At 64.0% G+C, this 25,816-nt stretch carries 12 protein-coding genes and 1 pseudogene; all 13 read right to left on the bottom strand.

Going from position 1 to position 25,816, the window contains the following annotated elements:
- Nucleotides 1-3: 3 nt before the first annotated feature.
- Nucleotides 4-1,596: a tetratricopeptide repeat protein gene (locus tag ACRHIG_RS12620; RefSeq protein WP_489630351.1), complete on the bottom strand. Its 1,593-nt coding sequence runs from the start codon at nt 1,594-1,596 to the stop codon at nt 4-6.
- Nucleotides 1,597-1,654: 58 nt separating this feature from the next.
- Complete coding sequence (locus ACRHIG_RS12615; RefSeq protein ID WP_489630350.1) at nt 1,655-3,103, bottom strand: phospholipase D-like domain-containing protein; 1,449 nt, start codon at nt 3,101-3,103, stop codon at nt 1,655-1,657.
- Between the two features lie 44 nt (nt 3,104-3,147).
- Nucleotides 3,148-3,654, bottom strand: a complete 507-nt coding sequence (locus ACRHIG_RS12610; RefSeq protein ID WP_489630349.1) for a phospholipase D-like domain-containing protein — start codon at nt 3,652-3,654, stop codon at nt 3,148-3,150.
- Nucleotides 3,655-3,679: 25 nt separating this feature from the next.
- Nucleotides 3,680-6,454, bottom strand: a complete 2,775-nt coding sequence (locus ACRHIG_RS12605; protein ID WP_489630348.1) for a type VI secretion system Vgr family protein — start codon at nt 6,452-6,454, stop codon at nt 3,680-3,682.
- Between the two features lie 145 nt (nt 6,455-6,599).
- Entirely contained in the window at nt 6,600-8,756 is a 2,157-nt protein-coding gene (locus tag ACRHIG_RS12600) for a S46 family peptidase (RefSeq protein WP_475415224.1), read from the bottom strand.
- A gap of 87 nt (nt 8,757-8,843) precedes the next feature.
- A complete protein-coding gene (locus ACRHIG_RS12595; protein ID WP_489630347.1) occupies nt 8,844-10,979 on the bottom strand; it encodes a PAS domain-containing sensor histidine kinase in 2,136 nt (711 codons plus the stop codon).
- Nucleotides 10,976-13,555 carry a chemotaxis protein CheB gene (locus ACRHIG_RS12590; RefSeq protein WP_489630346.1) on the bottom strand — a complete coding sequence of 860 codons (2,580 nt, stop codon included), beginning with the start codon at nt 13,553-13,555 and terminating at the stop codon, nt 10,976-10,978. The genes ACRHIG_RS12595 and ACRHIG_RS12590 overlap by 4 nt, the downstream gene beginning before the upstream one ends.
- Nucleotides 13,556-13,682: 127 nt before the next feature.
- A complete protein-coding gene (locus tag ACRHIG_RS12585; protein WP_489630345.1) occupies nt 13,683-15,104 on the bottom strand; it encodes an efflux transporter outer membrane subunit in 1,422 nt (473 codons plus the stop codon).
- Nucleotides 15,101-18,340: an efflux RND transporter permease subunit gene (locus tag ACRHIG_RS12580; protein WP_489630344.1), complete on the bottom strand. Its 3,240-nt coding sequence runs from the start codon at nt 18,338-18,340 to the stop codon at nt 15,101-15,103. Before ACRHIG_RS12580 ends, ACRHIG_RS12585 begins: the two co-directional genes overlap by 4 nt.
- Nucleotides 18,337-21,452, bottom strand: a pseudogene (locus ACRHIG_RS12575) (efflux RND transporter permease subunit). Before ACRHIG_RS12575 ends, ACRHIG_RS12580 begins: the two are co-directional and overlap by 4 nt.
- Nucleotides 21,449-22,807 carry an efflux RND transporter periplasmic adaptor subunit gene (locus tag ACRHIG_RS12570; RefSeq protein WP_489630343.1) on the bottom strand — a complete coding sequence of 453 codons (1,359 nt, stop codon included), beginning with the start codon at nt 22,805-22,807 and terminating at the stop codon, nt 21,449-21,451. Before ACRHIG_RS12570 ends, ACRHIG_RS12575 begins: the two are co-directional and overlap by 4 nt.
- Before the next feature lie 437 nt (nt 22,808-23,244).
- Nucleotides 23,245-23,796, bottom strand: coding sequence for a GNAT family N-acetyltransferase (locus ACRHIG_RS12565; RefSeq protein WP_489630342.1), 552 nt, complete (start codon nt 23,794-23,796; stop codon nt 23,245-23,247).
- A 72-nt stretch (nt 23,797-23,868) separates the two neighbouring features.
- Nucleotides 23,869-25,743 carry a signal peptide peptidase SppA gene (sppA, locus tag ACRHIG_RS12560; protein WP_489630341.1) on the bottom strand — a complete coding sequence of 625 codons (1,875 nt, stop codon included), beginning with the start codon at nt 25,741-25,743 and terminating at the stop codon, nt 23,869-23,871.
- Between the last annotated feature and the right edge of the window lie 73 nt (nt 25,744-25,816).

Raw genomic sequence — 25,816 nt, 5'->3', positions numbered from 1 at the left:
GCCTTATCCAAGAGCAGGAAGGGACGCATCCATCAAATGCCACGTCACGTCGCCATCTGGCAAGTCCAGCTGCCAGTCGCGGCGCGGTCGCGGGAACGGCGCGCCCTGGTTCAGCCACGCCTGCCGCCAGTACTGGTTGACGATGGCCTGCAGCGGATGGTCTGCCGCCACCCACGGTTGCCAGACGCCGCTGACCGGACAGACCTGGTCGCAAGCGCAGTTCAACAAAGGCTCGGGCCGCGCCACCTCGCGCAGCAAACCGCGCGCCGCGCGCGGTTCCACGGCGCCATGGTTGTGCCGCATCGTCAGGCACTGTTCCCACGTCACGGGGCCGTAACGGCTCTTTCCAGCGGCATCGAGCGTGCTGAAATGGCGGAACGCTTCGTCTTCACCGAACAGCCGGGCCGGCTCCGTCAAACCCTGCCCACCGGCGGGTTGCCAGTATGCGGAAAACGGCGCATTCGGCGCGTCGCTGAGCAAGCCGGTGGGACGCAGCGCATAGTCGGCGGCCAGGAAATATGGTTTTTGCAACAGCGAGGCGGCGCTTGGCGGCGGGGTGGCTGGTGGTAGGCGGACGCCCTTGGCGGCATGCAGCAAGGTATCCCTGTCGCCATTCCAAGGCGGCAGATCGGCGGGCGGGAGCGGCAAGACCTTGTCCAGATTAGGAAAGCGCGCATTGGGATTGAATCCCAGTTCACGATTAAGTACCGCATAACGTTCGCCGCGAGCCTTGTCCACATAGGGCGCCAGCATATCGGCAAGATCAAAAGGTGAACCAAATTCAATTGCCAATGCGCTCGCGCACTCAGCGCAGCCAAACTTGACTCCCTCATGCAACACATTTAGAGCACGCTGTTTGGTTGCAGGAGTTCGATCGCCAATTTCATCGCCATTTGCAGCTCTTGGTATTGCATACAAATAGTGCAGGTTAAACGCAGCAGGCCCGTATCCCTGAGAAAGCGCACATGCCATCATTTTTATCGCTACGGGAATATTGGCCCAATATCCAGGAATAGCACCGTCTGTTCCCGCTCTTAATTTCTCTCCTAAAAATGCCATCGCCTGAGGATTGCCCATGACAGCAGCCTTTTGCCAGAAGGCATAAGCGCGAGTGATGTCGCCGTCAACGCCGGTGCCATTCGCATAATACGTTCCCATCCGGTCATAGGCGGCAGGTATGCCCAGCCGCATTGCCTTTTCCACCAGTTGCACAGCCTCTTCCTCACCATATAAAGGATCGCGCCCTTCCACATACAGGCTGGCCAGATTGAGCATCGCCTTCCAGTGCAATCGCTCTGCAGCCTGATGCGTCAGAGCAACGATTTTTTTGTAATCGCGGTCTTCCACGAAAATTTCAGGATCTTCCAAGGCGCGCGCTTCGAAAAACCAGTCCTCGGCTTGCGCATCAATGGGCGGCACCTTGCTTGCCTCCACTTCGCAAATGAAGTCAGGAACATGCGGATTGAAGAGCGGCAAACTTTGGTTGCGCGGCAAGACTTTGTCGTTTGGCATTTTGCAGGAGAATAAAGGTATACATAGGAAAACTGCCAAGATAAAAAATGGCGGGCGAATGAATATCTTTTGATACTGTTTCATGCTCACCCCAGACGTATAGTAGAACTTCGGCTATCTTCTAATGGCAACAGAAAACCAATCATTTTTTTAATTTTGCTCCTCCTTTTTTTGCCAGCTTTTTCGTCCGATTGGCCTTCATTAAGTTTCCCCACTTTTCAAAAGCATCCACAATCTCCGTCTTCGTCCCGCCCCCGCCATCAACCAGTTCCCCGCTATGCATGCGCCACACCCGCTTGCGCAAATCGCGGGCCACGCGGTGGTCGACGGTGGCGATATTGATTTCGCTGTCGACGGCCATGCTGCGCTGGTTCAGATTGGCGCTGCCCAGCGTCATGAACGCGTCGTCGACCAGCATCAATTTGGAATGGATGTAGATTTCACGGTAGCGCCAGCGGTCCTTGTCAAACGCGCTGACATTGAGCATGGCCACCGATACCTTCAGCCCGAATTCGCTTTCGAGCGCCATCACGCCGGGTTTGTTGATGCCGTTGGAGTGCTGCACCACGTCGGGCAACTTGACTTCCGCCTCAGTGGAAATGCCGAATCCCGCCCTGACACGCCGGGTTTTTGGCCGCTTGTTGTAGTCGTCGATCATGGTGTTTTGCCCCGTCATGCCGGCATGCTGCCCCAGCGCAGCCAGCGTGTCGTGGGTGCGCGGCACCATCTGCGCGCGCTCCGGCACGGGAATGACGATGAATACGTGCATGACCGGCATATCACGCATGGTCTTGCCAGCTTTCAGGCTTCCGGCCTTCCAGGCGGCGACCACCTTCTTGCGCTCGGCCAGCAAGTGCCGGGCCCATTCTTCATACTGGAAATACTGGTTTTCCACGTACAGGTAGCCGGCCGCCAGGCTGGCCTGGGTCACGGCGCGAAAATAGGTTTCCTTGATCGTCTTGTCCTGCTCCTCGGGCTGCGTCAGGACGATCTGCACGGTGGAGTCGCTTGGCTCGGCCTTATCCAACAGCCGCGCCGGTGGCCTGCCACATGGCAACTCCCAGCTGACACAGGATTTGGAAGCCGAACGCGTGCGGTCGTCGATCGCGCGATCCCACGCCTTCACGAAATTATTGTAGAGCGCGATCAGCGCACGGCCGCCGTCGATGCGGCAGGCATAATCCTGGTACGGTTTCAGCGTGGAGAACCCGCCGTCCGCGGCCATTCCCTGCACACACTCGCGCCGCTCGTTGACGCCGCCCTGTTCGCGGCGCGTATCGTCGAGCAGATGGGCCGTCGTGTCCCAATAATCGGTCACCGAGTTCAGGCCCATCACATAACCGACGGCCTTGGCCCCCTCTTCGTGGGCGAAATCGATCAGGACCGGCTTCTGGTGGTGCGTGCCCAGATATTGCATGCCGGGCTTCTCGATTTCCCCCATCGTCAAGCCGTGCGGCTGGTTTATTTCGGTCGCGATACTCTTGCCGATCGCGCCGCTGTCGCCGTGCCGCAAGCGGATCTCCAGGCCGCCAAACAGGCCCTTGAACGCGGCCGCATACCAGCTGTGACAATATTCTTCACGCGCCATCATCGGCATATCCTCGGGCCGGACGTACTCGCCCCAATAACCGTTGCCTAAAATATGTTTCTTTTTTGGACAGCATCGTGCAACATCGCCAGGCTGGCTTTGGCGCTGATGTCATCAAAGCGTTGTCCATCGGTTTTCCATGATGAGGTGCCGTGCGAATAGCCCGGCATATTGCGCACCATCGGCGAACCGATCCGGTCATGCCAGATCAGCAGGCGCACCCTGACATGACGCCGTGCGGCGGCGATCAGCAAGTCGCCAAACGTTTCGCCCCGCGGCCAAGTGGCGCTGCTGCCGCGCACCAGTTCCATGCCCGGGTCGAAACCCCAGCAGCACAGGTCGATCGAATGTTTAGCCTTGGCGATCTCGCTGGCGATGTCGGCGAACCCTTCCTGTCCGCAGATGAACAGTGTCAGCTTGTTGTTATGCGTAATCGGATGAGTGGCCTTGCCCTTCAGGTTGCGGTTTTCCAGCAGCCACTGAAGCGAACTGGTCGCAGTCCGTCCGACTTCGTCGATATGGGTGGTTTCGATGCGGCCGCTCGATTCCGGCATGGCGCTCTCCAGTCAGTGTCGTGCATCATTGAACCCCGCGGCCGTCGGCCGTGTCGTCGAACGCGCGCCAACCGCGGTTCGACAGCTTGTGTTCGCCGTCCGGCGCCGCGTCCGGGTCGAAGCGTGCGCTCGCTTGCAATGAAAACTCTTCGCCATTGCCAAGGACGACACGGTAGCGCGGCGTGCCATCCTGATGCGCGATCAGGATGCGGCCGAATTCGTCGGTCAGGCCTTGCTCGACTTCGGCTTCCCCGTTGTACAGCGTGTACGGCACCTGCGCGTATTGCCCGCCATCCGCATGGGCCTGTATCGTATGCTGCAACTGCCCCGCTGCCGGCGCGATGGGCGGCTCCTGCTCCGGTTGCGGCCGGTTCTTGGGGGCCAAGGTTTCCAGGTTTCCATGGAACAGCGTCGGCGACGCGGTAAAAAACTGTACCTTGTCGCTAATTTCAAGCATGCAATTGGCGCCATGCAGGCGCACGCCTTTGCGGCCGCGAATATTCACCCAGTCCGTCTGACTGATCAATTCCAGCACCTTGTTGGCGACGATATCGACCGTATCGGTTTGCGCCGCGATCTGCACCGGGCCAGCTGCGGCGATCAGTTTCATGCCAGCCTTGTGGACGAACAGGCGGAACGCCGCGCCGATGCTGGCGAACAGGCCGCCGCCGGCCGCCAGCGACAGGTCGCGCCCGGACGTCAGCGCAGTGTGCTCGGCGCTGGCGATGTGCGTCGATTGCGCGGTCGTCGTTTCGATACCGGCCGGACTGGCCAGCACCAGATGCGGCTTGGATAGTTCGGGAAATGCGCTTTCGCCACTGCCGGCACCGCCCTTGATCGCGGCATGCTGGGCATTGAGCACATCGGCGGCGGCACCCTGCTGGGCGGCGCTTTCTTGCGCGCCGTAATGCTGCGCCAGGGCGGCAAGCGCCTTGTGCCGCTCAGCAGCCTCGGCCAACCGGCGCAAGGTTTCATCCATGCTCTTGATATGCGAGGCGGCGCCAGGGCGCGCTTCGGTGGTCAGCAACATGCCGCGCCCGGCCCGCGCCACGCCCCAGGCGTCTGACGCCAGTTCCCAGCCCTCGCCACGCGCATCCTTGCGCCCGCCGGCGTCTTCGATGCGGCTGATGCAGCCGAGCGACAATTGGCTGTGCTGATGATCGCTTTTCAGTTGCGCCTGGATGCGCTGGTGCGTGTCGTCGAGCACCAGCTGGTTGCCGCGCACGCCGCAGCCGCCGCCAGGCATCAGCTCGGCGCTGCGCCAGCCGCCCAGCATGCGTTGCCCCGGCAAATTCCACGGCGGCGCATGGTTGCCGTTGTACACAGCACCGACGATGACGGGACGGTCGATATTGCCGTCGAGAAACTGGATCAGCACTTCCTGGCCGATGCGCGGCAGCGCGATCTGGCCGAACGCCTGGCCCGCCCATGGCGTCATGACCCGGATCCATGGCGAACTGCCCGCGTCGAACTTGCCCAGCCGGTCCCAGTGAAATTGCACCTTCACCCGGCCCAGCCCGTCGGTATGGATGGTTTCGCCTGCCGGCCCGGTGACGATCGCCGTCTGCACGCCGGGCAAGGCGCAAGGTGTGCTGTTGAACTGCCGCCCCGGATACCAGCGGATGCTCTTGCGGATGCAGTTAAACCGGTTTTCATAATGCGACTTCGCGCCCGTGCCTGCCTGGTAATTGTTGCTGGCGACGTGATCGACCGACAGGATCAGGTATTCGCGCGCGCCGATGTCCGGGCGCGCCGCCTCACCTCTGGCCGGCATGGATTGCTGGGCGCTGAAGTGTCCGCCCAGCGTGAAACTGCGCCCGGCCTGGGCGCAGCGGTGATTGCCGCCCGCTTCGAAGTATTGCGCCTGGCAGTTCTGCTCCTCCAGGCGGCGTTGCGCCAGCGCTTCGCCGTCGCCCATGCCGGCATAGCCATAGCCGGTGTTTTGATACAGTTCATGGGCAAACACGTCGCCCTGCTGGTGCAGCGCATAGCCGCTGGCGCGGCTGGCATACGGATGCTTGTAGTTGAAGCTGGCCAGCGTGAGCGAGCCTGAGGCGATCTTGCGTATTGCCTGCCAATCGCGTATGCCGTCGCGCTCCAGCGAGCCGGCGCCGCTGCAAAACACCATCTCGTCGGCTTCGCTGGCATGGCCGTCGCCTGGATCGATGCTGTCGCTCAGCCAGGTATTGTCGCCCAGACAGAGCGTATGGCCGTCGGCGCGATGTTCATACCAGTAATGGATACCCTGGTCTTCCCAGCGCCGGTGCAGATGGTTGTAATCGGTTTCATTATGCTGGTTGGCGCAGCTTAATATCGCTTTTTCCTCATGCAGCCGGTTTTGCCAGTCGCGCTGCAAATAATGATTGAAGGTCGTTTCACTGATGTCGATGACCGTGCGTTCGTGGAACGAAACGTTGTCCATGCGCAGCCTGGACAACGCCAGCCAGGGTTGCAGCACCATCTGGTAGAAGGCGAAACCGCCATCGCTGCGCAACAGGCGAAATTCGCCGACGTAACCATTAAAATAGCGCAAGCTGCCGTCATCGCGCACCATCGAAATCGTGACCATGCGTCCCATCATCGCCGTCAGGGGAACGTGGAGATTGTCGGACAGCACTTCGACGTCGAAGCGGAAGTCGCGTGACATTTCCTCGTGTGCCCGCAAGCTGTTGACCAGCAGCGCGGTGTCGGGCGGACCGTCCTCGCACGGAAAATCCATGCGCAGCAAGCGGCTGTCCTGAACTTGTCTGCCCGCGCCGAAAAGGCGCGCAAGATCGGCTGCCAGCTCGCCATCATCCATATTGCCTCCATCGCATAGTTTCCCTGGTCCATGCTAACCATGGCGGACGCTGGCATATTGATGGAACTCAAACCAGTTGACCATACGCAAAAAAGCCGCATCGGCCCCGGGGCGGATGCGGCTTTGCGCTAATGCAAGCTGAAGCTTACTTGTTGGCAGTTTTCACAGACTTGGGATACTTGATCGTCATTTCCTGCAGCAAATTATCCGCGTGGTCCACTTCCTTCATCACCCACAGCATGTAGCGGATGTCGAGGTGGATGGCGCGCGTGATGGCCGTGTCGAAGTACCAGTCCTTGGTGATCGATTCATACGTCGAATCGAAGTTCAGGCCGATCAGCTCGCCACGCTTGTTCATCACGGCCGAGCCGGAATTGCCGCCCGTGGTGTCCGCGCTGGTGAGGAAGTTGACGGGCACCGTGCCCAGGGCCGGGTCGCGGAACTGGCCGTAGCGTTTTTGCTTGACGGCGTCGATCAAGCCTTGCGGCGCTTCGAACGGGGCCTTGCCCGTGACTTTCTCGACGATGCCTTCCACGGTCGTGAACGGCCCCTTGGTGATGCCGTCGCGCGGCGAATACGGCGCGACGGTGCCGTAGGTCACGCGCAGGGTCGAGTTGGCGTCAGGATACACCGGCTTGCCTTGCGATTTCTTCCAGGCGATCACGGCTTGCATGTATTGCGGAATCACGCGTTCCAGGTTGCCGTCGATTTCCTTGCGGCGCTCTTCCAGCGCCAGTTCCACGGGCTGCAGCTTGACGGCCAGCTGCATGAAGGCGTCGTCGGACTGGGCCACGGCAGCCTGGTCCTTTTCCAGCCAGGCCAGGCGCTTGGCCGTGTCAGCCAGTTGCGTCTGCTGGTACAGGGCCGCCACGGCGCCTGGGGCCGGCAGCAGCGCGTCCAGGCCTTGCGGGTGGCTCTTCGCCGCCAGCTGGGCATAACGCTTCAGGCCGGCTTCAAAACGCGCCTGGTCGACCTTGTTGACATACGACTGTTCCAGGCGCGTCAGACGGGCCTTGATGAAGGCCAGGTCGCGCTGCTGGAAGCCCGATTCGCGCTCGGCGTCCGGCTTCTGGCGCTCTTGCGACAGGCGGTAGACGGTGCGCGCGCTTTTCAGCAGATCGCTGTTGGTGGCCACCGTCCAGGCGAACTCTTCTTCGCTGAGGGCCATGTCGCTGGCGATCGCCGCGTCCAGTTCGGCCAGCAGGGTGGCCGACACGTTCGGCTGCTTGGCGTACCAGGCGCGGAACTCGGCGTCCTGTCCATCCTTGATGGCGGCGATGTCCTTGCGGGCGAAACCGTCGAGCAAGCCCTGGGTTTTCTTCAGCACGTTGTTGATGCTTTTCACCACGCTGGCGTAGCGCACGGCGGAGGCGGCATCGCCCTGCGTGGCGTCGGCCATCACGGCCAGGTCAGCTTGCAGTTCGGATACTTTCAGGGGGAAGGCCGTATCGCGCGCGAAGCGGATTTCCGCCGGCAGCTTGTAGCGGCTGGTGCGACCGGGATAGCCCGCCAGCAAGATGCCGTCGCCGGCCTTCAAGCCTTCGGCCGAGACCACCAGGAAGTCCTTCGACTTGTACGGCACGTTGTCGGGCGACGGGTCGGCCGGACGGCCATCCTTGCCCACGTAGGCGCGCAGGAACGAGTAATCGCCCGTGTGGCGCGGCCATTCGTAGTTGTCGGTGTCGCCGCCGAAGTTGCCGATCTTGTCCGATGGCGCGTACACGAGGCGCACGTCGCGTATCATCATCTGGCGGATGCGGTAGTACTCGAGGCCGCGGTGGAAGGCTGGCACGGAGCAGCGGTACATCTTATCCGTCTCGCATTCGGCGATCAGGTCCTTGATGCGCTTTTCCACGGCTTCGTGGCGCGCGCGGCCGCTCATGTCGGCCGTCAAGCCTTTCAGCACGCGCTCGCTGACGTTTTCCACCTTGTCCGTCACATACACCAGGCTGTTCGGACCGCCCGGCAGCTCGCCAGCGCGCGTCTTGGCCAGGAAGCCGTTGGTGATGTAATTGTGTTCCGGCGTGGAATTGCGCTGCACGGCGCCATACGCGCAGTGATGGTTCGTCACCACCAGGCCCGCGTCGGAGACGAAAGCGGCCGAGCAGCCGCCCAGCGACACGATGGCGCTCATCGGGTGCTTGCTCAGGTCGGCGAGTTTTTCTGCAGGAATGTCGATGCCGACCCGTTTGAGTTCGGCTTTCAGCTGTGGCAGCTGGTGTGGTTGCCACTGCCCTTCGTCGGCGTGTGCGCCGGCGAACGCGCCCAGTAAGGCGACTGGTAAAACGATTGTTTTGAACAAGATATGCCCCTCCATGAATAGCAGGCGAAAGTATAGCCTGTCCAAGGGGCCTGGGTCGGCAAAAATTGACCCATTGCAATTTCTGTATCAGGCGGACGGACGCCCCATGCCGTGCAGCGGAATCTGCAATGCCAGCCGGCAGCCGGCACCCGACGCGGGCAAGCCCACCTCGAAATGCCCGCCCAGCGCCGTCACCCGCTCGGCGATGCCGATCAGGCCAAAACACTGTTTCTTGCGCTGCTGCTGCGGCGTGATGCCGATGCCGTTGTCGCTGATGGCCACGTACACGGCGCAGGCATCCGAACTGAGCTCGATCTCGACCTGGCTGGCCTGGGCGTGCCGCATGACGTTGCTGAGCGCTTCCTGCACGATGCGGAACAGCACGATCTCGGCCTGGCTGCCGATGGCGGCAAACAGGGCCTCGTCGCGGATCAGCAGGCGGCAGGCGACACCGCTGCGCTTGCGGAAATCGCCCACCTGCCATTCGATGGCGGCCTGCAAGCCCAAGTCCAGGGCCATCGGGCGCAGCTCGTTCATGATGCCGCGCACGCTCTTGATGGTGGTGTCTACATTGCTGAGCACGGCGCCGACGCGGCGGTGCAGGCGCGGATGGGAACCCTCGGTGCGCGCGCTGAGCATGGAAATGTCGATGCGCAGCGCCAGCAGGTTTTGCCCCAGCTCATCGTGAATATCGCGCGAAATGCGCTTGCGCTCGTCTTCCTTGGCCGTTTCCAGGTGCAGCGCCAGCTGGCGCAGCTGGGCGTGCGACTGGCGCAAGGCGCTATCCATCAGCTTGCGTTCCGTGATGTCCGTGTGCGCCACCACCACGCGCAGCGGCCCTTCGCCCAGAAAACGGCTGATCCTGGCCTGCGACCAGCGGGGACCTGAGCGCGTGGTAAATTCGTATTCGAGCGCAAATGCGTCGGCGGTGCCGGCAATGACGGAGCGGATGCCGGCGGCCAGCTCGCGTCCGGCGCTGCGCTGCCAGCGCGGGTCCATCTCGCAAAATTCCAGGTAGTTCAGCGGCCGCGGGATTTGCCCGACGAAGGCCAGGCAAGCCTGGTTGGCATGCACGATGCTGCCCGCCTGGTCCAGCACCAGCACGCGGTCCGTCAGCGAATCGATGGTGGCATGAAAGAAACGCTCGGCATCGCGCAAGGCTTCCTGCGCCCGCTCGCGCTGGTGCACTTCCAGCTGCAGGTGCTGGTTGGCCCGCAGCAGTTCGGCCGTGCGGTCGACGACCCGCTGGTCCAGCTCGCGGTGCAGTTCGCGCAGGTCCGCCTCGGCCAGCTTGCGTTCGGTGATATCGGAAAACACGCCGACAAAATGGCTGATGGCGCCGTCCTGGCTGCGCATGGGCGTGATCGACAGCGATTCGACGAAGCGCTCGCCATTCTTGCGCCGGTTCACCAGCTCGCCATACCAGCTGCCATCCTGGTGCAGGCTGCGCCACATGGCTTCATAAAACTGCGGCAAATGCGTGCCGCCGCCGAGGAAGGACGGGTCGCGTCCGATGGCTTCCTCCGCCTGGTAGCCGGTGATGGTGGTGAAGGCGGGGTTGACGGAAATGATACGGTTGTCGCTGTCCGTCACCAGCACGCCTTCGCGTATGCTGTCGAGAATGACGAAGGCGCGCCGCAAGGCCGATTCGCGCGCGTGCTCGTCGCCCAGGTCCGTCACCAGCATGCGCGCCGTGGCGCTGGCCGCGTCGAAATTGGCCTCGATGCGCACCATGCCCATGCCGCCCGTGCCGCCCGCCTCCGCTTCGAACAGCTGCGCTTCGAGCACCTGGCGCGCACCGCTGTTGAAGACGGCGTCGAGGAAACGCCGGAAGCGGCCCTGTGCATGGGGCGCGACGAATTGCTCGAAGCGCCGCCCCAGCAGCTGGTTCTTGTCGCGCTGCAGCAAGCCGCAAGCGGCCACGTTGACACGCGTGACGACGCCATCGCACGCCAGCGAAAAATAGCTGACGGGCGCCTGCTCGTACAGTTCCGCATAACGGTCGCGGCTGCTTTCAAATTCATTCTTCAGCTGCTCCAGCTCGGCCAGGGCCGCGTTCTGCATTTCCAGCTCGATCTGGCTGACCTGCAACTCGTGCAGCTGGCGCATCATGTCTTCATTCGACTGCGGCGGCGGCACGGCCTGGCGCTGCTCCGCCGCCAATTGCTCGGCCTGCTCTCTCAGCCTGGCAGGCACGGCACCGCTGTCGAATGGTTCGCTCATGGCGCGCTCTCTCCGCCCGCCCCGTCCGACTGCATCTGGCGCAGCTGGGCTTCCAGCAGCTTCGATTCCGTGATGTTGATGAAGGTCACCACCACGCCGTCGATCACGTTTTCGATCGTGCGGTACGGCATGATGCGCACGTTATACCAGCGCCCCGTCTTGGTCGGCACCTGGCGCTCGCAAAATACCAGGCTGCGGATGACTTCGAGCGCATCGTCTTCCAGGTCCGGATAATCGAGGTCGTTGACGATGTCGCTGAGCGGACGGCGCAAGTCCGTCTGGATCAGCTTATAGATTTGCGTGGCCGGCGCCGTGAAACGGCGGATGCGCAAGTCGCTGTCGAGGAAGATGGTGGCGATATCGGTGCTGTTGAGCAGATTCTTCATGTCGCTGTTGACCAGCGACAAATCATCGACCTTCGATTGCAGCTCGGCATTGACCGTATACAACTCCTCGTTGAGCGACTGCATCTCTTCCTTCGACGTGGTCAATTCCTCGTTCGTCGACTGCAGCTCTTCATTGGTCGACTGCAACTCCTCGTTGGCCGATTTCAGTTCCTCGCGCGAGGTCTGCATCTCGTCGCGCACGGCCTGGATCTCATTGCGCGCCTGCGCCAGCTGCTGTTCCAGTTCCAGCACCTTGGGGTTCGGCGAACGGCCGCGCCGCGCCTCGGCCACCAGGGGCACGCTGGAAAACGTGACAAAGACCATGCCCCGCAGGGATTCGGGCTGGCTCAGGGCTTCGGCGCTCAGGTCCACGCCCAGCGATTGTCCCAGGTGGTCCTTGACGACCAGGCCCTTCAGGCGCACCACGCTTTCGCTCTGCAGCGCCTGCTTGATCAGGCCGGCCAGCTCGTAGCGCAAGCCTTCGCGCGCCATGGCGTGGATATTCCAGTTGGCCTTGCCGGCCGCCGGTTCCAGGAAGGCGCCCGTACGGCCATTGATATACAGGATGTCCCCATCCTGGTTCAGCAGCGCGGCGGCAGGTGAGTATTTCTGGAGCAATAATTGCTCGACATGGGATTGAATCTTTCCGGTCATGCTGACTTCTCTCGTGTCGCTAGGTGTGGGGGATGCCAACGAAACCTTGGTGGGAAAATACGTGGGCAGGCGCTGGCGCGCCAGGTTGTCGAGGCGGCGGTACAGCCGGGTCGACGTGGTCAGCGGCGAAAACAGCTCGGAAAAATGACCGGGCGTATCGGCGCTGCCCAGCAGCAAAATCCCATCGCGGTTCAAGGCGTAATGAAACAGGGGAATCAGGCGCTGCTGCAGCTTGGCATTGAGATAGATCAACAAGTTGCGGCAGCACAAGATGTCGAGCTTGGTGAACGGCGGGTCCGAAATGATGTTTTGCTGGGCGAAGATGATCGTGTTGCGGATCTCTTTCTTCACATGGTAGCCGTTCTTGTCATTGATAAAGAAGCGCTCCAGCCGTTCGGCGGATACGTCGCTGATGATGCTGTGCGGAAAGCGCCCCTGGCGCGCGCGGTCGATGGCGTCGGCCGACAGGTCGGTGGCAAAGATCTGCAGGCTGTATTTCGACGGCGGATTGATGCCGGCCACCACTTCATGGAACACCATGGCCAGCGAATACGCTTCCTCGCCCGTGGAACAGGCGGGCACCCAGGCCTTGAAGGCGCGCCCGTCCGGGTGGGCCGCCAGCATTTGCGGCACGACCACCATCTTCAGGTATTCCCACACTTTCGGATCGCGGAAAAAGCTCGTCACGCCGATCAGCAATTCCTTGAACAGCAAGTCGATTTCCGCGGGATTGTCGCGCAGGTAGGGAACGTACTCTTCCATCGACGTCATCTGGTACAAGCTCATGCGCCGCTCGATACGGCGCAGCACCGTGTTGATCTTGTAATCCGTAAAACTGTTGCCCGTATGCTCGGACAGCAAGGCGACGATTTCCTGCAGGGAATTGCGGCCGTTCGGTTCATGCCCCGGCAAGCTGAGGAAACTGCTGCGGAACAGATAGGTGATGATCTTGTCCGGCATCTTGTCGGGGAAATCGACGAGATCCACCACTTCGGCGGAAATCGCGCTTTGCGGCATCATGTCGAACTTGGCCGTATCGGGATGCTGGGCCAGGGTCAGTCCGCCCGCCTGCTTGATCGCCTGCAAGCCGCGCGTGCCGTCGCTGCCCATGCCGGAAAAGATCACGCCGACGGCCAGTTCGCCCAGCTCGGCGGCCAGGCTTTCGAAAAAGGCATTGATGGGCAGCCGGTGTCCGCGCAGCTGCACCGGCTCGCTGAGCACGAATCGGCCCTTGGACAGGCCCAGGTCCGCATTCGACGGAATCACGTAGATATGATTGGGGCGCAATTCCGACTGATGCGTGATTTCCGCGACGGGGATGCTGGTGGCGCGCTGCAGCAATTCCGGCAGCATGGCTTTTTGCGTGGGATCAAGATGCTGGATCACCACATAGGCGATGCCGCTTTCCTGCGGTACGTTCGCCAGGAAAGCGACGATGGGATCGAGTCCGCCGGCGGAAGCGCCGATGGCCACCACGGGAAAGACGATGGTGGCCACGTCGGGAACGGACATATTGCTGTGTTTGCTGCGTGTCATCGTCTGCAAGAAAGCAGCCACGGCGGGACCGTCAGGCTGGGAATTGATAATCTTGCATTCTAGCACTCAAGATGCGCAGGAAAACGTGAATTTGGCGCAGGGGTTTTACCCTGCGCCAAGCCGCCCCTTACTGCGCCTGCGGCACATGCCAGCCGCCGCCCAGCGACTGGATCAGTGCCACGGCCGTCGTCTGGCGGTCCGCCTGGGCCTGCACCAGCGAACGGCGCGCCGACAGGGCCGTCACCTGCGCCGTCACCACGTCCGTATAGCCGACCTGGCCCGCGTTGTAGCGGTTCAGCATCTGCTGTTCGACCTGGTCGGCGGCCGACGACGCCTGCTGGCGCAAGGCCAGCTGCTCGGCCAGCGCGCGCGTGGCCGACAACTGGTCTTCCACGGCGCCGAAGGCACTGAGCACCGTCTGGCGGTAGCGCGCGACGGCCGCCTCATGCCCCGCCTTGGCCGCGTCCACGCTGGCCGTCGTGGCGCCCGCGTTGAACAGGGTTTGCGCGGCCGACACGCCCAGGGACCACAGGCTCGATGAGGCATTGAACAGGTCGCCCACCTTGCTGGCGCCGGAACCGTACGATCCCGTCAGGTTCAGGCTCGGGTAATACGCGGAACGGGCGATGCCGATCTGCTCGTTGGCCACGGCCACCCTGCGCTCGGCGGCGGCGATGTCTGGGCGGCGCTGCAGCAGGGTCGATGGCACGCCCAGCGGCACCTCGGGCACGGTCAGGGTCCACGGCGCCACGGCCAGGCTGAAGTCGGACGGCGCTTTGCCCAACAGGATGGCGATCGCGTGTTCCAGCTGCGCGCGGGCGCGCGTCTGGCTCGACAGGTCGATCTGCGCATTGGCCAGCTGCGTCTGCGCCTGCAGCAGGTCGGACTTCGCGGCGATGCCCGAGTTAAAACGGTTGCCGGTGATTTCCAGCACGCGCTTGTAGCCATCGATGGTGGCGTTCAGCAGCGCGATCTGCGCATCGCTCTGGCGCAGCGAAAAGTAATTCGTGGCCAGCTCGCCCTGCGCCGACAGGCGCGCGGCGGCCAGGTCCGCCGCGCTGGCGGCCGCGCTGGCGTCGGCCCCCGTCACGCCGGCGCGCAGCTTGCCCCACACGTCCGGCTCCCACGACGCGCCGATGGCAGCCTTGAAGTTGTTGTTCGTCTGCTGCTCGCCCCCGCCACCGGAGCGGGCGCCGCTGCCCGTCAGGTTCACGGTGGGGAACAGCGAAGCGCGCTGTTCGCGCACCAGCGCGCGCGCCTGCTCGTACGACGCGATGGCGGCCGCCACGTTCTGGTTTGATATGTCGATGCCTTCGGCCAGCTGGTTCAGCTGCGCGTCGCCGAACAGGGTCCACCACGGGCCCCGCTCCAGGGTGTCGGCCGGCGCGGCAGGCTGCCAGCCGGCCGCCTCCTTGAACGTTTGCGGCGCGGCGGCCGTCGGCGTTTCATACGCGGGGCTGACGGCGCAGCCGGCCAGCAGGACGGCAGCAGCCACGGCCAGCAGGCGGCGTGCGGGAATGGCGGAAGAAATAGGTTTTACTTGCTTCATGATTGTGTGCTCGGGTTATCTGGCCCAGGAATGCGGCTCAATTGCTGCTCGTCGGCGCTGCGCGTGCGCAGCTTGTCGAGCAGGATGTAGACCACCGGGGTGGTCAGCAATGTGAGTAACTGGCTGGCGATCAGGCCGCCGATGATGGCGACCCCCAAGGGCTGGCGTAGCTCTGACCCCTCGCCGAAACCGATCGCCAGCGGCAAGGCGCCAAGCGCCGCCGCCAGGGTGGTCATCAGAATGGGGCGGAAACGCAGCAGACATGCCTCGCGCACCGCTTCCACGGCTGTCAGTCCGCGCGAACGCTCGGCCTCCAGCGCGAAGTCGATGATCAATATAGCATTTTTCTTGACGATACCGATCAACAGGAACACGCCGATCAGGGCGATGATGGAAAACTCCATGCGGAACAGCAGCAAGGCCAGCACGGCGCCCACCCCTGCCGACGGCAAGGTCGACAGCACGGTGACGGGATGGATCAGGCTTTCGTACAGGATGCCCAGCACGATGTAGATCACCACGATGGCCGCCAGGATCAAGAGCGGCTGCTCCTTGTTGCTGTCCTGCGCGCTCTTCGCCGAACCCTGGAAGCTGCCGCGCACGTTGACCGGCATGCCGATTTCCGACTCCGCCTGGGCCACGGCAGCCTGCCCGTCGCTGAGCGGATAGCCGTCGGCCAGGTTGAACGACACGGTGGTCGCCAGTTCCCCGCCCTGGTGGTTGATCGACGTGGCCGTCGAGCTTTCCGCAAAGCTGCTGAACGACGACAGCGGCACCATGTGCGCCAGGGTGGTGGACAGGGCCGAGCCGCTGGACGGATCGCGCGCCGCCGTCGTGTTGGACGCTGTCGCGGCAACGCTGGCGGTCGCCGTCGCCGTGCTGGTGGCGGCGACGGCCGCCGCATTCGACGCCGGCACATACACGGAGCGCAGCGCTTCCGGGCTTTGCGCATAGCGGGGCGCCACTTCCATGATCACGTGGTACTGGTTCAGCTCATCGTAGATGGTCGCCACCTGGCGCTGGCCGAAGCTGTTGTACAGCGCATTGTCGATATCCTTCACTTGCACGCCCAGCTGCGTGGCGCGGTCCTTGTCGATGGTGACAAAGGTTTCCACGCCGTTTTCCGCCTGGTCCGTGTCGACGTCGATCAGGGCCGGCTGCAGTTTCATCTGGTCGGCCAGCTTCGCCGCCCATTTCTTCAGGTCGGCCTGGTTGTCGCTGATCAGGGTGTACTGGTACGTGGAATTGCTCGAGCGCCCGCCCATGCGCAAATCCTGCACGGGGTTGAGGAACAGCGAAATGCCCGTCACCTTGGCCAGTTGCGGACGCAGGCGCGCGATCACGGCTTGCCCCTTGTCCGTGCGCTGCGACGCGGGTTTCAGGTCGATGAACATGAAGCCGCCCCCTGCCCGTCCGCCGCCCGTAAACCCCACGACGGTGGCGACGGCCGGATCGTCCTTGATGATGTCGACCAGCTGGCGCAATTTACTCTGCATGGCCTGGAACGAGATGCTCTGGTCGGCGCGCATGCCGCCGTTGATCTGGCCCGTGTCCTGCTGCGGGAAGAAGCCCTTGGGCGCGGCCGCGAACAGGTAGACGTTCAAGCCGACGACGAAGACGAGGATGGTCATCACCAGCGCGGCGCTCGACAGCGCCCAGTCCAGGCAGTGCTCGTAGACTTTCAGCATGCGCTCGAAGCCCCGTTCGAACCAGCGCGCGACCCGGCCAGGCGGCTGGTGCTGCTGGCCGCTTTTCAGCAGCCAGGCGCACATCATCGGCGTGGTCGTGAGCGAGATCACCAGCGAAATCATCACGGCGGCCGACAGGGTCACGGCAAACTCGCGGAACAAGCGCCCCACCTGCCCGCCCATGAACAGCAGCGGAATGAAGACGGCCACCAGCGACAGGCTGATCGACAGCACGGTAAAGCCCACTTCGCGCGCGCCCAGCAGGGCCGCCTTGAAGCGGTCCATGCCCGCCTCGATGTGGCGCTGGGTGTTTTCCAGCACCACGATGGCGTCGTCGACGACGAAGCCCGTGGCCACCGTCAGCGCCATCAGGGACAGGTTGTTCAGGCTGAAACCCAGCATGTACATCACGCCGAAGGTGCCCAGCAGGGAAACGATGGTGGCCACGGCGGGAATGATGGTGGCGCGCACGCTGCGCAAAAAGGCGCTGACCACCAGCACGACGAGCACGATCGACAGGATCAGGGTGAATTCGATCTCGTGCAGCGACGAGCGGATGGAATTGGTGCTGTCGGACGCCACCTGCAGCTTGATGTCGCCCGGCAGCTGCGCCTGCAGTTGCGGCAGCAGCGCGCGCACGCCGTCGACGGTGGCGATGACGTTGGCGCCCGGCTGGCGCGTGATCAGCACGATGACGGCCGGGTCGCCATTGAACAGGCCCAGGGTGTTGTTGTTCTCCACGCCGTCGACCACCTCGGCCACGTCGTCGAGGCGGATGGCGGCACCGTCGCGCCAGGCCACGACCAGGCTGCGGTAGTCGGCCGCGCTGCGTCCGCCCGAAGCCGTCGCCGCGCCCGAATAGATCTGCAGGCTGCGCTCGTCGCCGGAAATCGCCCCTTTCGGCCGGTTGGCGTTGCTGGCCTGGATGGCGGCGCGCACGTCCTCCATCGACACGGCATAGTGATTGAGCTGATACGGCAGCAGTTCCACGCGCACGGCCGGCAGCGAACCGCCGCCCAGTTCCACGTCGCCCACGCCCTTCACTTGCGCCACCTTTTGCTGCACCAGGTTCGACACGGCATCGTAGATCTGGCCCGGCGTGCGCGTTTTCGACGTCAGCGCCAGGATGATCACGGGCGCGTCGGACGGATTGGCCTTGCGGTAGGTCGGGTTGCTGCGCAAGGTGGCCGGCAAGTCCACACGCGCGGCGGCAATCGCCGCCTGCACTTCGCGCGCGGCCGAATCGATCTTGCGGTTCAGGTCGAACTGCAGGTTGATGCGCGCCGAACCCGTGCCCGACGACGACGTCATTTCGTTTACGCCCGAGATCACGCCCAGGCGCCGCTCCAGCGGCGTGGCTACCGAGGTGGCCATGGTCGCGGGGCTGGCGCCGGGCAGGCTGGCGCTGACGGAAATGGTCGGATAATCGACCTGCGGCAGCGGCGAGACGGGCAGCACGAAGAAGGCGCCGACGCCCGCCAGCGCGATGCCGATGGTCAGCAGCACGGTGGCGATGGGACGCTTGACGAACGGTTCGGACAGGTTCACGCGGCACTCCCCGCACCCGGTTTATCGAGACTGACAGCGTTCTTCCCTTTGCCCGCAAAGCGCTGGCCCAGGCGGTCGAAGCCCAGGTAGATGACGGGCGTGGTAAACAGGGTCAGCACCTGGCTGACGATCAGGCCGCCGAAGATGGCCAGGCCCAGCGGACGGCGCAGCTCGGCGCCCTCGCCCCAGCCCAGCATCAGCGGCACGGCCGCGAACAGGGCCGCCAGGGTCGTCATCAAAATCGGGCGGAAACGCAGCAGCGCCGCCTGGTGGATGGCTTCCTGCGGGCTTTTTCCTCGTCGCGCTCGGCCTCGATGGCGAAGTCGATCATCATGATGGCGTTCTTTTTCACGATGCCGATCAAGAGGATGATGCCGATGATGCCGATCACGCCCAGGTCCTGGCCCGAGATCATCAGCGCCAGCAAGGCGCCCACGCCGGCCGACGGCAGGGTCGACAGGATCGTCAGCGGATGGATGTAGCTTTCGTACAGCACGCCCAGCACGATGTAGACGCAGACGACGGCGGCCAGAATGAGCCACAGCTGATTCGACAGCGAGTTTTCATACGCGCCGGCCGCACCGAGGAAGGTCAAGGTCACCGATGGCGGCAAGGCGATGTCCTTCGCCGCCTGGCGGATGGCGTCGACGGCGCTGCCCAGCGCCACGCCTTGCGTCGTATCGAAGCCCAGGGTCGTGGCCGGGTATTGCGCCACGTGCGTGATCTGCAGCGGCGCCTGTTTTTCGCTGACGCTGGCAAAGGCGGACAGCGGCGTCGACTTGCCGGAACCCGTGCGCACCTGCAGGTCCGACAGGTCGGCCGGCGTGGTGACGATGCCCGGTTGCGCCTCAAGGATCACGCGGTACTGGTTGGTTTCCGTGAAAATCGTCGAGATGATGCGCTGCCCGAAGGCGTTGTACAGCGCGTCGTCGACGGTGGCCGTGGTCACCGACATGCGCGCGGCGCTGTCGCGGTCGATCGCCACCGTGACGGCGGCGCCCGTGGCGCCCGCATCCGTGACGACGTTGCGCAACTGCGATTGCTCGCGCATGCGGGCGGCCAGCTTGCCGGCCCACTCGGTGACGGTGGCCGTGTCGGCCCCTTCGAGCGAGACGCGGTATTGCGTCGGCCCCGATTCCGCATCGATGGTCAGATCCTGCGTCGGCTGCAGATACAGGGTCACGCCGGCCACCTGGGCCACGCGGTTGCGCAGGCGTTCCATGATCTCGTCCTGGCTGCCGCTGCGCGGGCGCTTCAGGTTGATCAGCATGCTGCCCGTGTGCAGCATGGTGTTGTTGGCCGCATCGACGCCGACGAGGGAACTCAAGGTATCGACAGCGGGGTCTTCCAGCAGCGCGCTGGCGGCCGCTTGCTGCAAGGCGGCCATGCGCGCGTACGAGACGGCTTGCGAGGTTTCGATGCGCGCCTGCAGCTGGCCCGTGTCCTGCGTGGGGAACAGGCCTTTGGGGATGGTGATATACAGGACGACGGTCAGCAGCAAGGTGGCCAGGGCCACGAGCAGGGTCAGTCCCTGGCGTTTCAGCACCCAAACGAGCGCAAGGTCGTACTGATGGATGACCTTGTCGAGGAAAGCCTGGATGCGCTGGCCCGTGGCGCTGATTTTTTCATCGGCGTGGCTTTTCAGCCAGCGCGCCGACATCATCGGCACCAGGGTCAGCGAGACCACAGCGGAAATCAGGATCGTGATGGCCAGGGTCATGGCAAATTCGCGGAACAGCCGGCCCACCACGTCGCCCATGAACAGCAGGGGAATCAGCACGGCGATCAGGGACACCGTCAGCGAGATGATGGTAAAACCGATCTGCGACGCGCCTTTCAGCGCGGCGGCCATCGGCGTTTCGCCCTCCTCGATGTAGCGGGCGATGTTTTCGATCATGACGATGGCGTCATCGACGACGAAGCCCGTGGCGATGGTCAAGGCCATCAGCGACAGATTGTTCAGGCTGTAGCCGAGCAGATACATGACGCCGCAGGCGCCGATCAGCGAAATCGGCACGGACAGGCTGGCGATCACCGTGGCGCGCAGGCTGTGCAGGAAGGCGAAGATCACCAGCACCACCAGCAGCACGGACAATAATAGTTCCATTTCCACGTGTTCGACGGAGGCGCGGATGCCCGTCGTACGATCGCTCAGCACGTCGAGCTTCATGGCCGCCGGCAGGCTGGCCTGCAGGTCGGGCAACAGGGCCTTGATGGCGTCCACCGTCTTGATGACGTTGGCGCCGGGCTGGCGCTGCACGTTCAGGATGATGGCCGGCTGCTTGCCCGACCAGGCACCGAGGCGCGTGTTTTCCGCGCTGTCGACGACATTGGCCACGTCAGCCAGGCGCACGGGCGCGCCGTTTTTATAGGTGATGATCAGGCGCTTGTAATCTTCCGCCGTCACCAGCTGGTCGTTGGCGTTGATGGTGAACGAGCGCGTGGGGCCGTCGAAACTGCCCTTGGCGCTGTTGACGTTGGCCGCCGCGATGGCCGTGCGCAGGCTGTCGAGGCCCAGGCCGTACGAGGCCAGCAATTTGGTGTCGCCCTGGATGCGCACGGCGGGACGCTGGCCGCCCGACAGCGAGACGAGGCCCACGCCATTGACCTGGCTGATCTTCAGCGCCAGGCGCGTGTTGACGATGTTCTGCACCTGCGTCAGCGGCATCGTGTCCGACGTGATGGCCAGCGTCAGCACGGGCGCGTCGGCCGGGTTGATCTTCGCGTACACGGGCGGCGCCGGCAAATCGGTCGGCAGCAGCGAGCCGCCCGCGTTGATGGCGGCCTGCACTTCCTGCTCGGCCACGTCCAGGGTCTGGCCCAGGGTGAATTGCAGGGTGATGAGGGAGACGCCGGCCGCGCTGGTGGAACTCATGCGCTGTAGACCCGACATCTGCCCGAACTGGCGCTCCAGCGGCGCCGTGACGGTCTGGCCCATGACTTCCGGACTGGCACCCGGGTACAGGGTCTGCACCTGGATGGTGGGGAAATCCACCTGCGGCAAGGCGGCCAGCGGCAGGAACTTGAAGCCGACCAGCCCCGCCAGCACGATGGCCAGCATCAGCAGCGCCGTGGCGACGGGGCGCTGGATGAACGGCGTCGATGGACTCATTGCGCAGCGCCCTTCGCCGGGGCGGTCGCCGGCGCACTGGCCGATGCGGAGGCCGATGCGCTGGCCGCGCCGCCACTGCCATCGGCGTGCTGGCGGCGGTGGCGGCGTTCGCCACCTGCCGCGCCGCCCATGGCCGGCTTGTCGCCCGCCAGCATGACCTTCGCGCCTTCCTTCAGGCGGTCGGCGCCTTCCGTGATGACTTGTTCTCCCGCTTCCAGGCCGGCGCGGATTTCCACCATGTCGGTGGTGGCCTGGCCCCGCGTGACCATGCGCACGGTGACGGTTTTATCCGCTTTCAGCACATACACGAAATCGCCATTATTGCTGTGACGCAAGGCCGTGACGGGCACCAGCACGGCGCCCGTGATGTTGCCCAGTTCCAGGCGCACGTTGACGAACTGGCTGGGGAACAGCGCCATCTTGTCGTTCGTGTAGCGGGCCTTGGCGCGCACGGTGCCCGTCTGCACGTCGACCTGGTTGTCGAGCGCCGTCAGGCTGCCCTTGTCCAGGGTATGCGTGCGCGTGCGGTCCAGCGCCAGCGCCGCCAGGGCCGAACCGCCATTCAGGCGCTCCTGGATGGTCTGCACCTTATCCTGTGGCACGGAGAATTCCACGTCGATGGGCGACAACTGCGTCACCACCACCACGCCGCCCGCGTCGCTGGTGCTCACCAGGTTGCCGATATCGACCACCTTCAGGCCCGCGCGGCCGCTGATCGGCGAGACCACCCTGGTATAGCCCAGGTTCAGCCTGGCCGTGCCTTCTGCCGCGCGGTCCGTCATGACCGTGCCTTCCAACTGTTTTACCAATGCGGCCTGCGTGTCGACATCCTGGCGCGCGATGGAATCCTGGCCCAGCAGGGTTTGATAGCGCTTCAGGGTCAGGCGCGCGTTTTCCAGCTGCGCCTCGTCGCGCTGGCGCTGGCCCGTGGCCTGCATCAACGCCATCTCGAACTGCGCCGGGTCGATCTGCGCCACCACCTGGCCCGCCTTGACCATGCCGCCTTCCTTGAATTTCAGCTCCTTCAAGATGCCCGACACTTGCGGACGCACCGTCACGGTCGATGCGGCCGTCACCGTGCCCAGCGCATCGAGCACCACGGGCAGGTCGGACTTCACGGCCGTGGCCACGCCCACGGTGGTCGAGGGCGCGCCGCGGCGTCCGCCTGGCCCGCCTGGGCCACCGGGACCGCCGGGGCCGCCAGCGCCGGCGCCGCCCTGGGCGCTGGCGCCGGAATGGGTCAGGTACCAGGCACCGCCGCCCAGCGCGCCCATCACTGCCAGCGCGATGACGCTACCGACGATTTTCGAGCGGCGGCTGCGCCGCGGGGTGTTGGGTGTTGTCTGCGAATCCATCGCTTATCCTTGTAGTAGCCGCTGGCACGGCGAGTCTGTGGCGCCGGCCGAGGTGGGACACACTCAGGCCGGACGACCGTTTTTCGGGGTTGTTTCGGTACATAGCCGGGGGAGTCAAGAGCTGAAAGTCAGCTGAAAAAACATCGCTCCCTAGCGTGAAACGACTCTAGCATAGTCATGTAACTGTTTCATTTCTACTTGAAACAATTACACACAGCCAGGCAGGCATGGGAGGAGCAGACGGGCCGGCAGGCAGGCCGCCACTGCGGGGGAATAGTGAAAAAATCAGGCTTGCGGGGCGCCGCGCCACGGCGAGCACGTGACGCGGGCGACTCGCATGCAGATACAAACTCGCTACAAATCTCCCGCCAGCCGGCTTGACCTGGCGCCGCGTGGGGCTCAAGTGCTCACAGACGGGGGCGATTCTTTACCTGGTTTTACAAGGTCATGCCGAGGATGACATCCTGGTAGTCGGTACGGCCCACGCGGAAGGTGCGCCGGCCCAGCTGCGCAAAACCGCAGCGCGCATAGAACGCCAGCGCGTCGTGGTTTTCCGCGTACACGCCCAGCAGCACGCGCCCCGCCCCGCCGGCGCGCGCCTGGCTCAGCGCCGCCTGCATCAGGCGCTGGCCCACGCGCCGGCCCTGGAAGCGGTGCAGCAAGTAGATGCGCTTGATTTCCACGTCGTCCGGGCGGGAGTCCGCCACCGGCAGGCTGGCAGGACTGAGCACCAGGTAGCCCACGGGCGCGCCGCCGGGCGTGGCCTCGGCCAGCCACAGGCGCATGGCCGGCAGCGCCAGCCAGTCGCGGTACAGCTGCGCGTCGTGCTGGCGCTGGCAATGGGCGATGACGTCGGCGCCATCGAGGATGCCGGCGAACGCTTCAAGAAAAGTAGCCTGTCCCACCAGCGCCAGCGCCTGTTCATCGCCTTTCACGCAAGGTCGGATGGCGATCGCGCTATCCGTATCGCCGTTCATGTCGCTTGCCATAGTCCGCTCCTCAAGGAAAACAAGCCGGGCAAAGCCGGCTTGGGGTGTCATATCGCTGTGTAAGGCCTGACCTTACTTGCCACCCAAAGGCACCTCGCACAGGCAGTGCGTGAGGGCCATGAACGGCTTGTGCTCGCGCGTGATGCCCGACAGCCAGGAGAGGTCCTGCGCCATGCCCAGCGCCGCATCGGCTGGCAAGCCCGTGCCGGCCAGGCCCAGTTTCACGTGCTCGCCCAGCCCCAGCGAGGCCATGGCCTTGGAGCCGAACATGCCGATCAAACGGTCTACGTTCGACGTTTCCTGCTCCAGGTAGGTCACGCGGTAGTCGGTGCCCAGATTGGCGCGCTTGGCGGCCGAGGCCAGCGCATCGCCATAGCTGCCGATGCGGTCGACCAGGTTGCGCTCTTTCGCCTGCAAACCGGTCCAGACGCGGCCCTGCGCCACTGCATCGATCTTTTCCGGCGTCGTCTTGCGCGCCTTGGCGGCCAGGCTCAGGAAGTCGCCATACACGTGGTTGATCGAGCCCTGGATCACTTGCGCGAAGCGGGGATCGAGCGGACGCAAGGGGTTGCCCGCGTCGGCCAGCCAGGTGGTGGGCGAGCCGGCCGTGTGGATGCCCAGCTTTTCCACCACCTTGTCGGCCGTCGGCAGGATCGCGAACACGCCGATGGAACCCGTGATAGTGGCCGCGTCGGCGATCACTTCGTCGGACGAGGTGCTGATCCAGTAGCCACCGGAAGCGGCCACGTTGCCCATCGAGACGACCACCGGCTTGCCGGCGGCGCGCGTCAGCTCCAGTTCGCGGCGGATCAGTTCCGAGCCGAAGGCGCTGCCGCCCGGCGAATCGACGCGCAGCACGATGGCCTTGATCGACTTGTCTTCGCGCGCCTGGCGGATCAGGCGCGAGGTAGACAGGCCGCCGATGGCGCCCGGCGGCGCGATGCCGTCGCCGATTTCACCGGAGGCGATGACCACGCCGACGGCGTCGCCGATGTGCACGGGGCGCAGACGCGCCAGGTAATCGGAGTAGTTCACCTGGCGGAAGTTCGTGCCTTCCGTGTTCTTGGCGCCGCGCGCCATCATGAACTGGCGCAGTTCATCGCGCGTTTTCAGGCCGTCGACCAGTTTTCCATTGAGCGACAGCTTGGCAATGTCGCCGCCGGCCGCCGTCATCAGCGCGGGAAGGTTGTCGATCGTTTGCATGATGGCGCCGGCCGGCAGCTTGCGCGCCTTTTCCACGTCCGCCGTGTAGGTGGCCCACAGGCCGTTGTTCAGGTAGCGGTCCGCTTCAGCCGCCGCTTCGGACGGGCCGTTGGCGATGAAGGGCTCGGCCGCGCTTTTATACGTGCCTACTTTCAGCAGGTTGACCGTCACGCCCACCTTGTCGAGCGCGTCGCGGTAGTAATTGCGGTAGCGGCCAAAGCCTTCCAGCATGACGCCGCCCATCGGGTGCAGGAATACCTCGTCGGCCTTGGCCGCCACCAGGTACTGGCGCTGGTTGTAGCTGGAACCCCAGGCCGTCACTTTCTTGCCCGTGGCGCGGAAGCGCTCGACGCCGGCCGCCACTTCGCGCAGCGACGCCAGGCCGCCGCCCTGCAATTCGTCGAGCAGGATCACCATGGAGCCGATGTTCTTGTCCTTGCCCGCCGTGTCGAGCACCGCCAGCACGTCGCGCAGCTGCACGCTTTTCTTGACTTCGCCGCTGACATTGGCCAGCACCGCCTCGCGCACGCCGCCCGGGGTTTCCTCGACCAGCGGGCCTTGCAAGTCCAGCACCAGGGTGGTCTTGTCCGCCAGGGGCTTGGCGCCGCCACCAAAGATGGCGATCAGGATGGCGATGACGATCAGCAGGAAAATCAGATTGATGACCGCGCGGCGGGTGGCGTCCAGCGCGCGCCAGAATGCGCCAAAACCGCGGCGTAGCGGCGGGAAGGGGTTGAGTGACATCGATGCTCCGTGAGGTTATGTACCTAAAGGAAATCAATATAGCTGAAAATGGCCGCCATCGCCTTGGGATTCG

The sequence above is a fragment of the Janthinobacterium sp. C22 genome, assembly GCF_057919405.1.
This window is presented reverse-complemented; position numbering and strand designations above follow the sequence as displayed.

Coding starts and splice junctions, on each gene's coding strand:
- ACRHIG_RS12620 (WP_489630351.1), bottom strand. CDS start 1,596: ATGAAACAGTATCAAAAGATATTCATTCGCCCGCCATTTTTTATCTTG.
- ACRHIG_RS12615 (WP_489630350.1), bottom strand. CDS start 3,103: ATGATGGCGCGTGAAGAATATTGTCACAGCTGGTATGCGGCCGCGTTC.
- ACRHIG_RS12610 (WP_489630349.1), bottom strand. CDS start 3,654: ATGCCGGAATCGAGCGGCCGCATCGAAACCACCCATATCGACGAAGTC.
- ACRHIG_RS12605 (WP_489630348.1), bottom strand. CDS start 6,454: ATGGATGATGGCGAGCTGGCAGCCGATCTTGCGCGCCTTTTCGGCGCG.
- ACRHIG_RS12595 (WP_489630347.1), bottom strand. CDS start 10,979: ATGAGCGAACCATTCGACAGCGGTGCCGTGCCTGCCAGGCTGAGAGAG.
- ACRHIG_RS12590 (WP_489630346.1), bottom strand. CDS start 13,555: ATGACACGCAGCAAACACAGCAATATGTCCGTTCCCGACGTGGCCACC.
- ACRHIG_RS12585 (WP_489630345.1), bottom strand. CDS start 15,104: ATGAAGCAAGTAAAACCTATTTCTTCCGCCATTCCCGCACGCCGCCTG.
- ACRHIG_RS12570 (WP_489630343.1), bottom strand. CDS start 22,807: ATGGATTCGCAGACAACACCCAACACCCCGCGGCGCAGCCGCCGCTCG.
- ACRHIG_RS12565 (WP_489630342.1), bottom strand. CDS start 23,796: ATGGCAAGCGACATGAACGGCGATACGGATAGCGCGATCGCCATCCGA.
- sppA (WP_489630341.1), bottom strand. CDS start 25,743: ATGTCACTCAACCCCTTCCCGCCGCTACGCCGCGGTTTTGGCGCATTC.